The sequence below is a fragment of the Kitasatospora purpeofusca genome (assembly GCF_036010405.1).
Taxonomy (GTDB): domain Bacteria; phylum Actinomycetota; class Actinomycetes; order Streptomycetales; family Streptomycetaceae; genus Kitasatospora; species Kitasatospora purpeofusca.
Map to the genome: position 1 here is coordinate 9,728,817 of NZ_CP108561.1, position 15,976 is coordinate 9,744,792.

Here is a 15,976-nt window from a genome sequence, read left to right on the forward strand (position 1 = left end):
ATCGCTTCTCAGAGCACACCGGCAGATCCCTCATGAATGACCACCCCTACCTGTTGGCGCGTGCCCGGGCCCTGCGTACTTTCCCGGTCCCCGCCGACCACGCAGAGCTCGCCCAACTGCGCTGCGCCGTCGACGATGTGGAACGCCGCCTGGCCGACGTCGTCACCGCAGACGAAGCCCGTGAACTGATGCTCGCCTTCGCTTCCGACGTCGAACCGGCCAACGGCTGCCTGGACGACAGCGATGTGCGCCGTCCTGCATCGGCTTTCCGTCTGGTCACTCTCGCTGCCTGTATCCGCCACTGCTGGCCCGACCGCAGTCAGCCCCTGTATCCGGGGCAGGCCGCCAGGCAGGACGACATCATCACCACTCTGGTCCCGCTCCACGATACCCTCGCCGCCAGGGAAGGCATCGCAGCACTGGGCCGCGCCTCGCATTTCCTTGCCGCCGTACGTTTCCTGCGCGCCTGCGGCTACCTCGCCCCGGACGAGGGCGACGGCACGATCCGCCTCGGCCCCATGGCCGCGCTGTGGTCCGAGCGCGACATCGCCGAACTCCGCAGCGGCTACGACGTCCTGCCCGGCCCGGGCCCGGGGAAGGAGTGACCCGGTGGACGTACCGTCGCTGGACGCCCTGCCGCACAACCGGCGGGCGGACGTACGCGCTGCGGTCTGTGCCGTGGAGACCGCCCGGCTGCCGGTGCGCCCCGCCCACTACCGCGCCCTCGCGGAGACTGCGCTGAGGGTCGTCGTGGAACAGGTCCTGGCCGCGTCCGGACGTACCCTGCTCGCCGTGGGCGGCGGCTACCTATCCGGCTACGACGACGACATCAGGCAGCGTCTGGTGCACGAAGGCATCGGCATCCTGCCGCGCGACGACCGCGCCGTCCTCACCCTGGTCCTGCTCCACAGCGTCGCCATTCCCCAGGCCGCGGGCACCACCTTGCCCGACCAACCCTGGACCCGCGGCACGCCCGTGCCCGTGCAGGAGCTGAAAGACAGCCGGGTGCCCGACGGAGTCGTCACCAGCGCTCTGCAGCGACTTGCCGACGCGGACCTAGTCCGCCACACGAAGGCCGGCTACGTCCTGGGCCACCAGTTCCTGCGCCTGACGAAACCGGCGGGCAGCGAGCTGTTCGAAGAGCTCATCCTGCTGGCCGACCCCGCCGGCCCCCTCGCCGAGTCGATCCGGCGCCGGCGAGCCCCCCGCCCGGCATCGCCAGCTACCGCCCCCGACCGTGAGACACGGGAGACGCCATGACCACCCCGCCCGCCTCGGACCTGCCACGGGGCCTCGTCGGCGACCGCCAACTCGTCGCCGTGCAGACCTTCGACATCGCCAGGCTCACCTCGCACCCCGTCCCAATCGTCCCCGAGACATTCATCGCGGTCTCCGGCCTCGGCCCCAAGGAGGACTCCAACGGGTCCGGGAAGACCAGCTTCCTCATCGCTGTCTCCCTTGACAGCGGTCGTGACAAGCTCCCCATAGGCGGCCATATAGGGCCCCACTGATGGCCAGGGGTTTCCCCGTGGACGGCCAGATATCTCCCCGCTCGCCCCACCCCTCCCCGGTCGGCGACGCTCGACCGGGTGAAGAACAGCGGGGAGATCATGGAAATCCTGGAGGCCTACGACCTCACGGGCAGTTACCGCTCGGCCGCTGAGCTGGCCGGATGCGACCACCACACGGTCGCCCGGTATGTGAAGATGCGCGCGGCCGGCCTGCAGCCCGACCAGCGCCGACACCGCGACCGGGCGATCGACGCCTTCCTGCCCAAGATCGAGGAGCTCGTGGTCCGCTCCGGCGGCAGGATCCGCGCCGACGTGGTCCACAAGCGGATCTCCGCGATGGGCTTCACTGGCGGCGAACGTACCACCCGCCGCACCGTCGCCGAGGCAAAGGCCCAGTTCAGGGCCGGGCAGCGGCGAATCTACCGACCCTGGATAACCGAGCCGGCGCTCTGGCTGCAGTGGGACTGGGGCGAGGGTCCGACCATCGGCGGGCGGCGGACCTCGCTGTGGTGCGCGTGGCTGGCCTGGTCCCGCTTCCGGGTCGTGATCCCGGTCTGGGACAAGACCCTGCCCACGATCACCGCCTGCCTCGATGCCACCTTGCGCAGGATCGGCGGAGTGCCCGCCTACGCGCTGACCGACAACGAGAAGACGGTCAGTACCGACCACATCGCCGGGATCGCGGTCCGCAACCCGGAGATCGTCGAGGTCGCCCGGCACTACGGCATGACCATCCGCACCTGCCTGCCAGCCGACCCGGAGACGAAGGGCGGCAGCGAGGCGACCGTGCGGATCGCCAAGGCGGACCTGGTTCCCAAGGACGTCAACCTCCTTGAGGAATACCGAAGTTTCGCCGTGTTGGAGGCGGCTTGCCGCAGCTTCTGCGAAGAGGTCAACAACCGCGTCCACCGAGAGACCCGCCGCCGCCCGGTCGAGATGCTCGCCGAGGAACAGCAACGGCTGCACCCGCTGCCCAAGCAGCCCTTCACCGTCGCGTTCGGCACCACCCGCCGGGTCAACTGGGACGCGACGATCTCGGTGGAGGCGGTGCGCTACTCGGTCCCGCACCCGCTGATCGACACCCGGGTCTGGGCCCGGTTCCACGGCGACGAGCTCATCGTCACCGCCGTCCAGGCCGACGGAACCGCGTCCGAAGTGGCCCGCCACCAGCGCGGCACCCCGGGCAGCCCGGTCATCGACGAGGCCCACTACCCCGAGCGCGAGAACAAGGAGGGCGACCGCACTCCGCGCGCCACCAGCGCCGAGGAGGCCGCGTTCTTGATGCTCGGACCAGGAGCCGCCGCCTGGCTGGTCGAGGCGGCAACCGCCGGAACCCGCAGGGTCAAGGCCAAGATGGCCGAAGCCGTCTCGCTGTCCAAGCTCTTCCCCGCCGCCCAAGTCGACCGGGCCCTGGGCACCGCCGCGGTCACCGGCCGCTTCGCTGAGAAAGACCTGCTGTCGATCCTCGACTACCAGGCCAGACACGGCATCCCCGAACCCACCCGCGCGAGCGAGGCCCACAGCCTGCAGCCGGGCACCTCCGCCTGGGCCCGCTTCGGCACCACCACCAGCAGCGACGCGACCGACGACGACGAACAGGACGACTTTCGATGACGACCCCGCTCCGCAGCGTCCCTGGCTCGGCCGGCGATCCCCTGAACGAGGCGATCGCGCTGACCCGGCGCTTGAAGCTGCCTCACATCCGTCGCGCGCTGGGCGACTTGATCCCCACCGCGAAGGCCCAGCGTTGGGACCCGGCCGAGGTCGTGCGTGTCCTGCTGGCCGAGGAGGCCGCCGGCCGCGACCGCGCCAACCTGCACACACGCCGCAAGCGGGCCGGGTTCCCCGCCGGGAAGACGTTCGGCGACTGGGACGAGACGGCATCCTCCATACCCCGCGCCACCCAGGACGCCCTCAAGACCCTGGAATGGGTCAGGCGCCGGGAGAGCCTTTGCGTCTGCGGACCGTCCGGCACGGGAAAGTCGCACTTCACCGAGGCGCTCGGGCAGGCCGCGGTCGAGGCCGGAATGACCGTTGCCTGGTTCACCATCGAGGACCTCGGCGCCCTGGTCCGCCGCCACCGCGCGGACGACTCCATCGCCCGAGCCCTGGCCCGGGTCATCCGATCCGACTTGATCATCGTCGATGACATTGGCCTGCTGCCGGTCAGCCCCGACGCGGCCGAGGGCTTCTACCGGCTGGTCGATGCCGCCTACGAACGCCGCGCGCTCGCGGTCAGCAGCAACCTGCACCCCTCGGGATTCGACGAGATCATGCCGAAGACCCTGGCCACGGCCACCGTCGACCGGCTCATGCACCACGCTCACATCGTGGTCACCCAGGGTGACAGCTTCCGCCTCACCCAGGCCACCTCCGGTCAGGGCGTCAAGCCCTTCAGCTGAGCATCACACCACCCAGGGCGGGGAGGTATCTGGCCGCCGTTGGGGAGAACCCGCAGGCCACCAGTGGGGAGAACTCCTGGCCGCCTACGGGGAGAACTTCAAGACCGTTGACAGGCCTCCTCGACGACGCCCTCGCCCTGGACCTGCGCAAACCCCAGGACTACTTCCAGCGGATCTGGTCCACCGCGTTCCGCGCGGCCGACCTCGCCGACGCCGGCTCGGAGGGCGCGGACGACATGGCAGGTCAGGTCGCATAAACACCAACACCGTCCCTCCGGCCCGCACCGCCGCGGCTCTCGCCGCCCGGCGCCGCAAGACACAGACCGCGCTCGGACGCGTCCACGAGGCCATCACCCGCCTCCGCCGGGAGAAGGCCCAGATCAGCGTCGCCGCTGTCGCCCGCCGCGCGGACGTCTCCCGCACCTTCCTCTACGACAACCGCGAGGCCAGAGCCGCTGTCGCCGCAGCGCTGGCCGAGGCCGGCGATCACCGCCACCGAAGCCTCGCCGAGCAGGAGGACCAGCGCGAGGCGACCTGGCGTGAACGCGCGCTGAACGCCGAGGAGGCCCTCAAGGCCGCCCACGCCGAGATCCAGTCCCAGCGCACCCGAATCGGTGAACTCCTCGGCCAGGTCCGCGACTTGCAAGCCGAGTGGACGGAAGAGACCCTCCAGCGGATCACCACCGAGAACACCACCCTCAAGCAGCGCGTCCGCCAGCTCACCACCGACAACCGCACCCTCGACGAACGCCTCAAGGCCGCCCGCAGCAACCTCCGCTTCCAGGACCGCCGCGTCGCCGACCTTGAAGCCCAGATCGCGGCTCCGGCGGGCTGATCCGACGTGACCGGTGGCCGCCGCGCCCGTGGCGGGGCGGCCACCGCGGGTAGTGCAGACTGGGCCGATGCTGTTGACGTTCATCGCAGAGGTCGCGGACGAACCCTTGGTCCTGGACCCGGGCAACCAGGCGACCGAGTCGCAGGCCAACACCTGGCATCTCGGCACCGACGCCGAGGAGCGGGCGACGCTGTCCGTGGAGGAGGTGGCTGCCGCCTTCGAGAGCACAGCGAGGGCGTTGCGTGACCGCATCCGGGCCCTCGGTCTGCACGGGTCCGCCACCTTCTACGTCTGGCACGACGACCAAGCCGGACAACTGCGCTGTTCGACTTCCTCCCAACCCCCGGAATCGCTCCCGTTCGCTGGCAACTACGTGCTGACCGAGACGCTCGAACCGATCATCACCAGCTTCCTCGACGACAGTGACCCCGGCTCGGTGCCGTGGACCGAACTCACGTCATTCGAGTCCGACGGCCAGGACCGGGCGGAAGCCGTGCCGCCGCCGTTCCCGGTCTGGACGCGTCAAATCGGACGTGATACATGAACAGCCCCCTCGGTCTCGAAGCCGGGGAAAGCCAGTATCCGCACCAGCCGGGGTCATGCGAACATCCCCAGCATGGAGCCCCAGGACGACCCAGCGGCAGGCGAGGTGCTGCACGGGCGCGGCTGGCGCAAGGCGTTCACCGTCACAGAGATGGTCGACCAGTGGGCCTCGCTCGTCGGGACCGTTGAGAACGGCTACGAGGATTTCATCGACGAGTACACCAACAACCTCTACAGCCGGAACTGGCTCCACGAGGCGTGGGTTCTCCTGCCCGGGCACGTGCTCGTGGCCTGGAACCAGCGGATCCAGGAACTCGACAACCGCTTCCGGGCCGCGACCGCCTTCGACGACGGCCAGGCACTGTCCCAGTTCCACTGGATCAGCCGTTTCGATCCCGACGACATGTGGTGGTGGCGCCGCCACCCGCGGATTCTCGTCGGAGACCTCGGCCGCGCGCTCCGCTCAGCCGGAGCAATCGACGCGCCCTCAGACCCTTGACCAGCCTCGGAAGCTGGCACGCGCGGAGCCAGGCCAGCCCTTGTCGCAGGCGCGACTTATCGTGGCCGGGTGACGAAGTGGCTCCGCTGTTACTGGGATGAAGAAGGCATTTAGTTCTACTTCGAACTCGACGGCTGGGCTCTGTTCGACAACGCCCATCGCCACCGCGGGATGGCTCAGCCCGACTGATCAACGACACGCCTCCATGCTTTCCTCGCCCCACCTCGCCCAAAGCCGTTGGACAGCCCATCGCCGCAGATGACAGGCTCCTGCCCCATGGAGCTACTCGACGTCCTAACGGAACTCGCCCAGTCGGGACGGCTGGGTCCGGTCTCGAACGGCGCCGCCTGGGACGAGGTCACTGCGGCCCTCGGTGAGCCCTTTGAAGTGGTCATCGGGAAGCGTCGATCGTGGCCGCGTCTGTTCGCCTACGGCGACCTTGAGCTGAGTGTCTGCCGCTGCCAGAAGATCATCCTGATCTGTCTCCAGACCTGGCGTGATGTCATCGATCTCCCCATCGGCCTGGTCGGCAGAGAGACATTCCCCGGCAAGATCAAGTACGCCGACGTGATCGAATCTCTCGACCGCACCGGTTGCGCCTGGCAGCCCTACACACCGCTGACCTTCGACAACCAGTGCTCGGTCCAGGCCACGGCCTCCGGCATCGTCTTCGTCTTCGAAATCCCCGAAGGAGAAGACCCCGTCCTCAACATCGCAGGACCCCAGCCCCACCAGCACGACTGCCCCGCGAATACCGGAAACCCTGCGACACCGTGAGCATGCAGCCGACACACGAGACCACCCAGATGAGCTACGGAAACGGCCTCACCTGACCGTCGCGGACATGTAGTCTATGAATCACCGCAGGTCAGAGCCGGAACATGAGCTCCCGTGGTCGGTAAAGCGGTTCACGATCCAGCCGGCGATCAGGTTCTCCATCTGGGCCAGCGTCAGCACCGCGTCGCGCTCCGGGTCGGCGCCGCGGTCGGCGACGTCGGTGCCGGTGAACCCCAGTAGGTGCTCGAACAGCAGCGTCTTGATGCCGCCGAAGGCGCGCTCGACGGCGAATTTGTCGCTGGCCCGAAGCGTGCGGGCGGGCAGGATGGTGCAGCCCAGCTCCCGCTCGGCTTCCACAAGGGCGTGGTTCTTGTAGGGGCTGCCGTGATCGGTGGTCACGGTCTCGGGGGAGAAGAAGGGCAGGGCCGCGACCTTGTGGCCGGCGAACTCGGCGATCAGCTCGGCCGGGACGCCGGGGTAGGGCCACTCCATCTCCGCTCCCCAGCCCTCGCGCATCGGCAGGGGCAGCATCACGTCCCGCAGCAGCATCGCGACGTCGACCGAGGTGTCCGACCCCAGGGTGAGGCGGAACGCCGGCAGCGAGTGCGAATACAGGTCCAGGCCCAGGGTCAGCGTCGCCCCCACGGCCTCCCCGAAGACCGTCTCGCGCAGCATGACCGGCAGCGGCGTGGAGTCCAGCGCCAGGACCTGACCGGGGCGGTGGACCACCACCCGCGTGCCGACGCCGGCCTGGGCCGCGGCCTCGGCCGAGCGCAGGTAGCGGGCCCGGCCGCCCCCGGGTCCGAACCACTCCGCCCAGACCCGGGCCAGGGTGAAGCGGGACGGGATCTTCTCGGCGGGGAAGTCCTCGAACCTCTCCGTCATGTACTGGTGCAGCAGCCGGTGCTTGGCCCGCACGCTGATCCGGGCCCGGTCCTTGCACTCCTCCCTCACCGCGAAGATCGCCTCCCGGACCTCCTCGGTGACCGTCGGGTGCCCGCCCTGGCGGCGCGTCCACCGGCCGTCCGCGCAGGCCAGCAGCAGACTCCCCTCGCCCCTCAGCGTCGTCAGCCCCTGCAGGGTGCGCAGGCCCAGGCCCTGCAGCCCCAGCCGCGCGGCCTCGTCCGGTGACAGTGCCGCCAGTTCGGCGACCTTCGCCGCCCGGCGCTCGGTGAGCGTGGTGGCGTCCGGGTCGTAGGCCGGCCGCGGCTCGCCCGGTCGGGCCCGGGCGCGGTGGCCGTTGCGGAACCCGGTCGCCGCCTCCAGCACGTGCTCGGCCCGGATCCGGGCCTGGGCGAGCTGGTCCTCGGTCAGGTCGGCCAGCGACAGTGGCTGGGCGGACCGCGCCTGGCCGCTGACGTCACCCACCTTCCCGGCCGGCCGCAGGTCCGGGTGGTGGACCAGCCAGCGGATCGAGCGGTGCTCGGCCCGTCCTTCGCCGTCGACCAGGACCAGGCGCCCGAACTGCGGCTCGGCCGACTCGACGGTCCACGGCACCCCGTTGAGCAGGAGCCGGCTGCCGGCAGCCAGCTCCAGGCGGCTTCGCCCGCCCGCCATCACCGCACCTCCGCGGGCCCGCCACCAGGCCAGAGCAGCGAGCCGTCGCCCAGCGGCGAGCCCAGATCGACCCCGAGCCGGCGGTGCCAGAGCAGGTGGGCGGCGTGGGCGCGGGCGACCACCGGCAGGCTGGTCGACTCGACCACCTCGCCGAACGGCCGCGGCCCGCCCCGGACCGCCGCGTGCAGCTGCGGCTCGAGTCCGAGCCGGTCCGTCAACGGGCGGCGCTGCGAGGACAGGTGGTCCAGCACGCTCCAGACGAGCGGCCGCCAGCCGGTCACCACCGTGTAGGCCCAGCCGCAGGCCTCGGCGGCCTCCCGGGCGGCCGCGAACTTCACCGCGTCCGCGTCCTTGACCAGGCCATGCGGGCGGACGTCGAACAGCCACCGATCGCCCCTCGGCAGCACCGCCAGGAAGTCCGGTGTGTGCCGGGCCCGGCCGCCGTCGTACTCGAAGTCCAACGTGAAGGGCTGCGGCAGCACCTCGGCCACCCGCAGGAAGTCCAGCACGAGCAGCAGCCGCTGTTCCTCCAACGACTCGAACCCGTGGTGCCGGCCGGTGGACACCATGAACTGCAGCCCCGGACGGTGCCCCTGCCGGGCCCGCCAGGTGAAGCCCCGCACCGGCCGCGACGACAGCACCGGCACCCCGGCCATGTCCCGTACCGGCCAGGCCACCTTCCCCCCGCCCACCAGCCACGTCCCGCGCCACCGCCGCGTCCAACCGTCCCCGAGCCGCAGCCGGTCCCGGAACGGCGAGTCGTCGTACGCGCAGGCCAGCTCCAGCAAGCCGCACGCATCGGATCGGATCAACGCCTTCGGCGTCACCGGGTCGCCCATGCCCCCAGGACAGCACCGTCCCTCTGTCCGCCGTACCGGATCACCGAAGTTGTTCGTAACTCACCGTGATCTGATCACTCCGCAGGGGCGTACTCGCAAGGTAGCTTGCTCCTGCGATTTCTTGGGTTGGTGTCAGTACTGGTGAGAGGTTGATGGTGGTGGTGGTCTGAGGGGCGGGTTCGGGTTGGTCGGGTGGGTTGTCGGGGGTGGTGCTCTGGCTGTCGTGGGGGTTGTATCTCACGGTGGCTGTCGCTGTCTTGGGTTCGAGAGATCTGATGCCCTTTGCGGGGCGGTGTCGCTTGGATCTGGTTCATGGGTGACATTGGTGGGGGTGTGGGGCGGGGGTTGCCCCGGGGGTTGGTGGTACGGCGCCTGGTGGAGCGCCAGGCGGCAGGTGAGCTGACATCGCGACATGTGCGGGCGGTGGCTGACACGGTGGGTGTGTCGGTGCGGACGGTGTGGCGTTGGCTGGCGGAGGCGAACGCGACCGGCGAGGTGGACGGCAAACCCACCCGCCGGGGCTACACAATGTCGGACCGGACGTAGGCGCTGCTGGCCGCGGCGGGTGGGAACGTCGCTGAGCTGCACCGCCGGATGCTGGCCTGCGGTGAGGAGGGTGTGCCGCCGTTGGGGACGTTGCACCGGGTGGTGCGCCGTGACCGTCTGGCGGGCCGGGTGCTGGTCATCGAGCGGGAGCCGGGTCTTGCCGAGCCGCTGCGCCCTGACCCGCTCGCCGAGTTGGGCCTGGCGACGGTCAGTGGCGCGGGGCTCGGCGGGCAGGTGTTCCTGCGTGAGCAGACCCGCCTGGCTGCGGTGCCGGTCCTGGTGCCCGGCGCGCAGGTCGTCGTCACACCCGTGGTCGCGTCGGTGGTGCAGCGCGTCGCGCACGTCGCTGCGGTGGGTGCGGTGGCGTGCCTGTACGGGGACGCCGGTCACGGTAAGACGGTGGCGCTGCAGTACGCGCTGTCCCAGCTGCCGGAGCCGGTCAGGGTACGGCGGGTCCATGTCGGGGTGAACCCGTCGGTGCCGGAGCTGCGCCGGGTGCTGGCCGAGGCGCTGGAGTTGAAGCGGCTGCCACACTCGACCGGCGCGGCGGACCTGACGCTGCTCGAGGCGCTGCGCAGGCCCAGGGTCCTGGTCCTGGACGAGGCGCAGCGCCTGCCCGCAGCCGCGCTGGAGTTCCTGCGGCAGCTGTGGGACCACCCGGACACGGACGTGGCGCTGCTCTTCGCCGGTGCGGGGGCCGAACGGGCGCTGCGCAGGGTGCCCGCGCTGGCGTCGAGGGTGCTGACCTGGGAGCTGGTACCGCGCCTGTCCCCGGCCGAGGTGGCGCCGGTGATGGAGGCGTTCCACCCGCTCTGGGGCCAGGTGGCTCCCGGAGACGTTGCGTGGGTGGAGGAGCACGTCGGGCACGGCAACTTCCGGACCTGGGCGAAGGTGACCTCGCATCTGACGGCGGAGGTCTACGGCCAGGCCCGCCCCGTAGTCGACCGCCGCCTGCTGGAGCGGGTCAGTGCCCGCCTCACCGGCCCGTTGTGACGGCCCCGCCGGACCCGCACCCCCGGGAGGCCGGCAGCACAGCCGCCGCACCACATGAGACAAGGCCGGGCGGCCCCTCACCCCGGCTTCGAGGAAGGCAGGAGAGCGTGAGCGACCATTCAGGTCCCGAGCCCGGATCCGGCGGGGCCGCCCGCAGCGGCTCCGAAGCCGCCGGCGGCGCTGCCGGCACCGGCGCGGCGGCCGCTGCCGTTCTCCCTGCGGCGACCCTGGCCGCGCTGCGCGGACCAGCGGTGCGCCGCCTGCTGGCCCTGCGGCAGGAGCGCGCTCTGACGGCCCGACAGGTCCGGCTCACCGCCCAGCACCTGGCGGTGACCGAGCGGACGGTGTGGCGCTGGCTCGCCGCGGCCGAACGCGACCCGGCCGCGGCCCGTGACCCCGGTTCCCGCGCCGAGACCAGTGCTCGCTTCACCGTCACACCCGAGGTCCGCCATCTGCTGGCCCTGTGGAAGGGCAACGTCGCCGCGGTCCACCGCGAGCTGGCCGCCCTGGCCACCCAACAGGACCCGCCCGGCCGCCCGCCGTCGCTGCCCACCCTGCACCGCGCGATCCGGCGGGACCTGAGCGCGGGGGAGCGGGCGGGACTGGCGGCGGGGGAGCGGGCCGCCCGCAAGCACGACGTGTTCCTCACCCGCCCGCGCGGGCACCGCAACGCCGTGTGGGAGACCGACCACAAACAGGCCCCCGTGCTGGTGGACGTCGACGGCCAGGCCCGCCAGCCGTGGATCACCTGGTACGTCGACTGCGCGACCAACGCGATTGCCGGCCTCGCCGTGACACCCGGCCAGCCCTCCCGCGAATCCGTCCTGGCCGCGCTGCGCTCAGCCGTGCTGCGCACCGACCCCTACGGCCCCGTCGGCGGCCTGCCCGCAACCGTCCGCATGGACCGGGGCCGCGACTTCCTGTCCCGCACGGTCACCGCCGCCTTCGAGCTGCTGGAGGTCACAGTCGAGGACCTGCCCGCCTACACCCCGCACCTGAAGGGCACCGTGGAGGGACTGAACCGCTCCGTGGAGCGGATGCACCTGGCCGCGCTGCCCGGCTACGTGCACCAGCCCCGCCCGGGCCGCCGCCCCCGCCCCGCGGACCGCCACGGCCTGCTGTCCTTCGAGGAGTTCACCACCGGCCTGATCGCCTGGGTGGTCTGGTGGAACACCGAACACCGCCCGGCCCCGCTCAAGGGCAGGACTCCGCTCCAGGCGTGGCAGGACGACCCCGCACCCGTGAGGGACATCCCGCCCGGGGACCTGTGGACGTTCACCCTCGAGGACGACCGCGCCGAGCCCCGGCCGGTGACCACCCGCGGCGTGAAGTTCAAGAACCGCTACTACGTCGCCCCGTGGATGACCGGCCGCACCGGCACCCGGGTGCGGGTGCGCCACATGCCCCACCACCTGCACGAGATCGAACTCTTCGACCCCACCACAGGCCGCCACCTGGCCACCGCCCACCTCGCCGACGAAGCCACCCCCGAGCAGATCGCCGCCGTCCGCCGCGCCCGCACCGCCCGCACCCGCCGCCTCAGACGCGACCTCGAACAGGCCCAAGCCCAGCGCCACGAGCGCTACGCCGCCGCCACCCGGCCCGAGGCCCCGCGAACGCTGGGCGCCCTCACCGCCGCCGAGGCCGGCCGCGAACTGGCCGCCTCCACCCACACCGACCTGGCCGCCCTCGCCCGGCCCGACCTCATCGCGCCCACCGCCCCGCCCGGGCACTGGAACACCCCGCCCGGCCTGCTCACCACCACCCGCCCCGCCACCGAAGCGACCCGAAAGCCGACCCCGTGACCGGACTCCTCCCGCCCCAGGACAGCGACCAGTACCTGCGCCTGCCCGGCGCCCAGGTCGTCACCACCCGCGCCCTGCTCGCCGCCCGCGACAACCTCGCCGACACGATCAACGCCCGCGCGATGATGTGCGTCCACGGCGGCGCCGGCTTCGGCAAGACGCTGGCCGTCAACACCTGCCTGCGCGACCTCGACCCCGCCGAGGACGTCCGCCGCATCACCTTCCGCGTGCGCCCTACCCCCCGCGCCGTGCGCCACGAGCTCTTCGCCGTCCTCGACCTGCCCGGCACCCCGCCCCGCGGCCCCAGCGAGTTCGACGCCCTGCTGCGCGAAGCCCTCGCCCTCCAACCCCGCACCCTCGTCGTCGACGAGGCCCAGTGGCTCAGCGGTGAGGCCTTCGAGTACTTCCGCTACCTCTGGGACGACCCCTACACCCAGCTCGCCATCGTCTTCGTCGGCGGCGAAGGCTGCCACCAGGTGCTGCGCCGCGAACCGATGCTCTCCTCGCGCGTCTTCATCTGGCAGCACTTCACCCGCCTCACGACCGAGGAGGTCGGTGCGGTCATCCCGCTGTTCCACCCGCTGTGGGCCGACGCCGACCCCGAGGAGATCGCCTTCGCCGACCAGCACGCCGCCCACGGCAACTTCCGCGCCTGGGCCCAGCTGACCGCCCACGTGCGCCTCGGCCTGGAACGCACCGGCCGCGAGCGAGTGGACCGCGAGGTCCTCGGCTGGGCCTTCAGCCGGCTGTGAACCACCACCCTCCTCCAGCACCCGGTGCCAGCGGCCCGGGAGAGCCCGCGGCCGTGGACGACGGCGCCTGTGCCCGCTCCGAGTCGCCTGCCGGACCCCTCGCCATGACGGCGCGCTTCCTGGCCGTCGACCTGCTGCTGAACCCTGCCACGGTTCTGCAGGAAGCGGAGCGGAATGCCCTGCCGCCGGTGACGGTGGTCCTCGACCGTGGTGACGACGCCCGGTTCACCGCCGCCGCACTGGCCGCCCATCGCCCCCGGGCCGGCCGCATCACCGTGCACCCAACCGTGGGCACGGCCCGCACCGCGGTCCTTCTCCACGACCACCTCACCGCTCTTGGCCGCTCGGTGGTCGGCCTGCGGGCGCAGGGACTGGCCCAGGAGGCACAGGCGGAGCACGCGGTACGGGCGTGGATGTGGACGGAGGCTGTCCAGCACGTGATCGTGCTGCGCTCTCACCTGCGCATCGACCTGTACTACCTCCTGGACCTGCACGCCGCCACCGGTGCCGCCCTGACCCTGGTCTGGCACGCACCCGCCCTCGGGAGCGGCCTGGAAAGCCTGTTGAGCAGCCTCGACCACCGCGTCGTCGACACTCTCAACGCCGCCCGCGACGCATTCCACGAACCCGCCGCCCGCACGTTGGGTGGCCAGACGCTACCGCCCCGCACCCAGGACCGGGTCCTGATCCCGGGAAGGGACGTACCCGTCGCCGGGCTGCCTCCGGCAGTGGTGCTGGACCGGATCCGCCGCCATGCCGCGCATCCGGTCCAGGCCGGGGCACTGGTCGCGGCCTGGATCACCGGCGCTTCAGCGCACCGTCTGCGCGGCGCGCAACTGAAGGACCTCACCCCCGGCGGAGACGAACTGGCCCTGCCGATGACGGTCACGTGCGGCCCGGGACGCATCGGCCGCTCCGCCACGACGGAGGCCTTCCGCGTCCCCGCTCGGCTGCGGCCTCATCTGCTCGCCGCGGCGCAACATCGTCGCCTGGAAGGCGCCGCAGCGGACGCGCGGTTGTTCACCACACTCCGCGCGGACCGTCCGAGCGCCGTGGCCGCCGCGTGCGGGATCGGCATCCGTTTCTGACCCACCGGGGGTGCCCAGGGGAGGACGTACGCCGACGCCGAATCCCGCTGGACGTCGACTCGGAGCGGGGCCAGCACCTGAAAGGAGCGAAGGCATTGCTGTAGTGGGCATCGCGCCGGTCCATGTGAATCCGTGGTTTGGTGCCACGGCTTCCGGCTGTTTGCTGTGACCGAGCAGGGGATTCGTGACCTATGGCTGGGAGTTGGCGGCGTCATGGGGATGCGGCGTTGTTGATGTCACCGTGGTGCGTCTTCCAGAGCAGCGGAGTGGATAGTAGCCGCAGTGCGGGTCCGGTGTCGGTGGATTGGTTGAACTCTACTGTTCTGCAGGTGAGTTGCTGGATCCTCTGTCGTGGCTGCGCCGCGGATCGCATCGCCGCGTTCCGGCCCATACGGACCGACCGGAAGGACCGGAGGGATTCCCCCGGAGCGGCGCACAGCGCAGGTCGGCCTCCGGCCCGCGGCCGAGGATTGGTCCTGCCGTTCCGGGCGCGCAGACCAGAAGGAGGAAGTCCTTGCAGGCCATCCGCGAGGGAATGCTGGCGCACACCGTGCTGGTGCGACGCCTGCTGGCGATCGACGAGGTCGGGCGCCTGTTCCCGCCGCACCGCAACACCGCGGCGGCGCTGGCACGGGTGCCGGACAAGACCGTGGGGCGCTGGCTGTGGCAAGCCCGTGACGTCCCAGACGCCCCGACGCCCGCCACTCGCGCGGGGTGGTTCCTGAAGGCACCTGCATGGGACGATCCGGCCTGGGCCCGCATGGAAGCCCTGGTCAGGGAAGGGTACGAGCTCCGCACCCGTCGGCAGCGGGGACCACGCCCCACGGCGGACCTGAACGCGCCCCTGTACCGGGCCCGCCGCAGCCCCAACGACGAACGAGGAAACCCCGGCCGCGATGCCGAGACCGGCGTGGACCTGCTCGTACCCGAAGCGGACGTGGTGGTGACCGAGGCACTTGACCGCACTGCCTCGGACATCCGGCACGTCGCAGCTGCCGGCGGCGTGATGTGCCTCGACGGCGAGCCGGGATCGGGCAAGACTGTCGCCCTCCAGTACGCCCTCTCCCGCCTGCCTGCCGGGCCCGTGGTACGCCGAATCCCGGTACCCGTGGGAGCAACGGTCGCTCACCTGCGCTACGCCGTCGCCGACGCGCTCGCCCTCACCGTGCGCTACGCCAACCAGCGAAGCGACACCGACCGCAAACTCACGGCCGCCCTGCGGACACCGCACCTGCTGGTCCTCGACGATGCGCAGCGCCTGTCAGCACCGTGCTTGGAGTACCTGTGCCGCCTGGTCCAGGACCCCGATGCCCCAACGGCCCTGGTCCTGGCTGGAACCGTCGGCACCGAGGCCGTACGGCGCGTCCCGGAACTGGCCTCCCGCGTTCTGGCCCGCTGCCGCATCCCCTCGTTGACGCTGACCCAGGCCCTCGACGTCCTCCCGACGTTCCATCCGCTGTGGGCTCGGATACCGCCGCGCGAGCTCGCGCGAACCGACGACCGGGGAACTCGAGGGAACTTCCGCACCTACGCCCAGCTCACCGCGCACATCATCGACACGGTACTGACCGACCCGCTCGCCTGCTCCGGCAGCGCCCTGCTCGACAGGGCATGGCGTCGCCTCACGGGCCTATGAGGCCGATGGCCGCACGTAAGGGGCGCGCCTGAGGCCGGTTAACTTAGGTGGATCTGAGTACGTCCGTGCGCAGGCTCGACCGCGAGCTCTCGAGTGAGCTTTCCCCCGGGGCCCAGCGCTGCGGGTGGCAAACAGACAGCCGTCCTTCTCTCTGGCCGGCCGATCTGGCCAGTGACCGAGAGTAGGGGCTCTA

The 15,976-nt window shown here is 71.3% G+C and carries 18 protein-coding genes and 1 pseudogene; 17 read left to right on the top strand and 2 right to left on the bottom strand.

Annotated elements, in window-relative coordinates:
* Window positions 1-32 precede the first annotated feature (32 nt).
* The 11 genes and pseudogenes from OG715_RS42145 to OG715_RS42195 all read left to right on the top strand — a co-directional run bounded on the left by OG715_RS42145 (window position 33) and on the right by OG715_RS42195 (window position 6,567).
* On the top strand, window positions 33-605 hold the full coding sequence (locus OG715_RS42145; RefSeq protein ID WP_266271896.1) for a hypothetical protein: 573 nt from the start codon (window positions 33-35) through the stop codon (window positions 603-605).
* A gap of 4 nt (window positions 606-609) precedes the next feature.
* Complete coding sequence (locus OG715_RS42150) at window positions 610-1,260, top strand: hypothetical protein (protein ID WP_266271895.1); 651 nt, start codon at window positions 610-612, stop codon at window positions 1,258-1,260.
* A complete protein-coding gene (locus OG715_RS42155; protein ID WP_266271894.1) occupies window positions 1,257-1,511 on the top strand; it encodes a hypothetical protein in 255 nt (84 codons plus the stop codon). Before OG715_RS42150 ends, OG715_RS42155 begins: the two co-directional genes overlap by 4 nt.
* Before the next feature lie 78 nt (window positions 1,512-1,589).
* A complete protein-coding gene (istA, locus tag OG715_RS42160) occupies window positions 1,590-3,125 on the top strand; it encodes an IS21 family transposase (RefSeq protein ID WP_266271892.1) in 1,536 nt (511 codons plus the stop codon).
* A complete protein-coding gene (istB, locus tag OG715_RS42165; RefSeq protein ID WP_033817948.1) occupies window positions 3,122-3,913 on the top strand; it encodes an IS21-like element helper ATPase IstB in 792 nt (263 codons plus the stop codon). Before istA ends, istB begins: the two co-directional genes overlap by 4 nt.
* A gap of 107 nt (window positions 3,914-4,020) precedes the next feature.
* Complete coding sequence (locus OG715_RS42170) at window positions 4,021-4,170, top strand: hypothetical protein (RefSeq protein ID WP_266274748.1); 150 nt, start codon at window positions 4,021-4,023, stop codon at window positions 4,168-4,170.
* A gap of 92 nt (window positions 4,171-4,262) precedes the next feature.
* A pseudogene (locus OG715_RS42175) lies at window positions 4,263-4,451 on the top strand (DUF6262 family protein); the annotation flags it as partial.
* Between the two features lie 102 nt (window positions 4,452-4,553).
* Window positions 4,554-4,748 (top strand): hypothetical protein, encoded by a 195-nt coding sequence (locus OG715_RS42180; protein WP_266274746.1) that lies wholly within the window; start codon window positions 4,554-4,556, stop codon window positions 4,746-4,748.
* 67 nt (window positions 4,749-4,815) lie between these two features.
* Window positions 4,816-5,292, top strand: coding sequence for a hypothetical protein (locus OG715_RS42185; protein ID WP_266271891.1), 477 nt, complete (start codon window positions 4,816-4,818; stop codon window positions 5,290-5,292).
* A gap of 72 nt (window positions 5,293-5,364) precedes the next feature.
* Complete coding sequence (locus OG715_RS42190) at window positions 5,365-5,790, top strand: hypothetical protein (RefSeq protein WP_266271890.1); 426 nt, start codon at window positions 5,365-5,367, stop codon at window positions 5,788-5,790.
* A gap of 276 nt (window positions 5,791-6,066) precedes the next feature.
* Entirely contained in the window at window positions 6,067-6,567 is a 501-nt protein-coding gene (locus OG715_RS42195; protein ID WP_266271889.1) for a hypothetical protein, read from the top strand.
* An 81-nt stretch (window positions 6,568-6,648) separates the two neighbouring features.
* Here OG715_RS42195 and OG715_RS42200 read toward each other — a convergent pair whose 3' ends face one another.
* Together OG715_RS42200 and OG715_RS42205 are read right to left on the bottom strand one after the other, a co-directional pair.
* Complete coding sequence (locus tag OG715_RS42200; protein ID WP_266271888.1) at window positions 6,649-8,124, bottom strand: hypothetical protein; 1,476 nt, start codon at window positions 8,122-8,124, stop codon at window positions 6,649-6,651.
* Window positions 8,124-8,963 (bottom strand): TnsA-like heteromeric transposase endonuclease subunit, encoded by an 840-nt coding sequence (locus OG715_RS42205; RefSeq protein ID WP_266271885.1) that lies wholly within the window; start codon window positions 8,961-8,963, stop codon window positions 8,124-8,126. Before OG715_RS42205 ends, OG715_RS42200 begins: the two co-directional genes overlap by 1 nt.
* A gap of 312 nt (window positions 8,964-9,275) precedes the next feature.
* Here OG715_RS42205 and OG715_RS42595 point away from each other — a divergent pair, with 312 nt between their 5' ends.
* The 6 genes from OG715_RS42595 to OG715_RS42230 all read left to right on the top strand — a co-directional run bounded on the left by OG715_RS42595 (window position 9,276) and on the right by OG715_RS42230 (window position 15,783).
* Window positions 9,276-9,509: a helix-turn-helix domain-containing protein gene (locus OG715_RS42595; RefSeq protein ID WP_353962752.1), complete on the top strand. Its 234-nt coding sequence runs from the start codon at window positions 9,276-9,278 to the stop codon at window positions 9,507-9,509.
* An 81-nt stretch (window positions 9,510-9,590) separates the two neighbouring features.
* On the top strand, window positions 9,591-10,502 hold the full coding sequence (locus tag OG715_RS42210) for an ATP-binding protein (protein ID WP_266271884.1): 912 nt from the start codon (window positions 9,591-9,593) through the stop codon (window positions 10,500-10,502).
* Window positions 10,503-10,753: 251 nt separating this feature from the next.
* Complete coding sequence (locus tag OG715_RS42215) at window positions 10,754-12,307, top strand: transposase family protein (protein WP_266274516.1); 1,554 nt, start codon at window positions 10,754-10,756, stop codon at window positions 12,305-12,307.
* Window positions 12,304-13,059 (top strand): ATP-binding protein, encoded by a 756-nt coding sequence (locus OG715_RS42220; RefSeq protein WP_266271882.1) that lies wholly within the window; start codon window positions 12,304-12,306, stop codon window positions 13,057-13,059. The genes OG715_RS42215 and OG715_RS42220 overlap by 4 nt, the downstream gene beginning before the upstream one ends.
* Window positions 13,060-13,112: 53 nt before the next feature.
* Window positions 13,113-14,147: a hypothetical protein gene (locus tag OG715_RS42225; RefSeq protein ID WP_266271881.1), complete on the top strand. Its 1,035-nt coding sequence runs from the start codon at window positions 13,113-13,115 to the stop codon at window positions 14,145-14,147.
* A gap of 514 nt (window positions 14,148-14,661) precedes the next feature.
* On the top strand, window positions 14,662-15,783 hold the full coding sequence (locus tag OG715_RS42230; RefSeq protein WP_266271880.1) for an ATP-binding protein: 1,122 nt from the start codon (window positions 14,662-14,664) through the stop codon (window positions 15,781-15,783).
* The last annotated feature ends 193 nt before the right edge of the window (window positions 15,784-15,976 follow it).

What these genes read in the sequence shown, in the direction of transcription:
- OG715_RS42205 (WP_266271885.1), bottom strand. Translation starts at nt 8,963, where the DNA reads ATGGGCGACCCGGTGACGCCGAAGGCGTTGATCCGATCCGATGCGTGC.
- OG715_RS42595 (WP_353962752.1), top strand. Translation starts at nt 9,276, where the DNA reads ATGGGTGACATTGGTGGGGGTGTGGGGCGGGGGTTGCCCCGGGGGTTG.
- istB (WP_033817948.1), top strand. Translation starts at nt 3,122, where the DNA reads ATGACGACCCCGCTCCGCAGCGTCCCTGGCTCGGCCGGCGATCCCCTG.
- OG715_RS42145 (WP_266271896.1), top strand. Translation starts at nt 33, where the DNA reads ATGAATGACCACCCCTACCTGTTGGCGCGTGCCCGGGCCCTGCGTACT.
- OG715_RS42185 (WP_266271891.1), top strand. Translation starts at nt 4,816, where the DNA reads ATGCTGTTGACGTTCATCGCAGAGGTCGCGGACGAACCCTTGGTCCTG.
- OG715_RS42200 (WP_266271888.1), bottom strand. Translation starts at nt 8,124, where the DNA reads ATGGCGGGCGGGCGAAGCCGCCTGGAGCTGGCTGCCGGCAGCCGGCTC.
- OG715_RS42155 (WP_266271894.1), top strand. Translation starts at nt 1,257, where the DNA reads ATGACCACCCCGCCCGCCTCGGACCTGCCACGGGGCCTCGTCGGCGAC.
- OG715_RS42190 (WP_266271890.1), top strand. Translation starts at nt 5,365, where the DNA reads ATGGAGCCCCAGGACGACCCAGCGGCAGGCGAGGTGCTGCACGGGCGC.
- OG715_RS42195 (WP_266271889.1), top strand. Translation starts at nt 6,067, where the DNA reads ATGGAGCTACTCGACGTCCTAACGGAACTCGCCCAGTCGGGACGGCTG.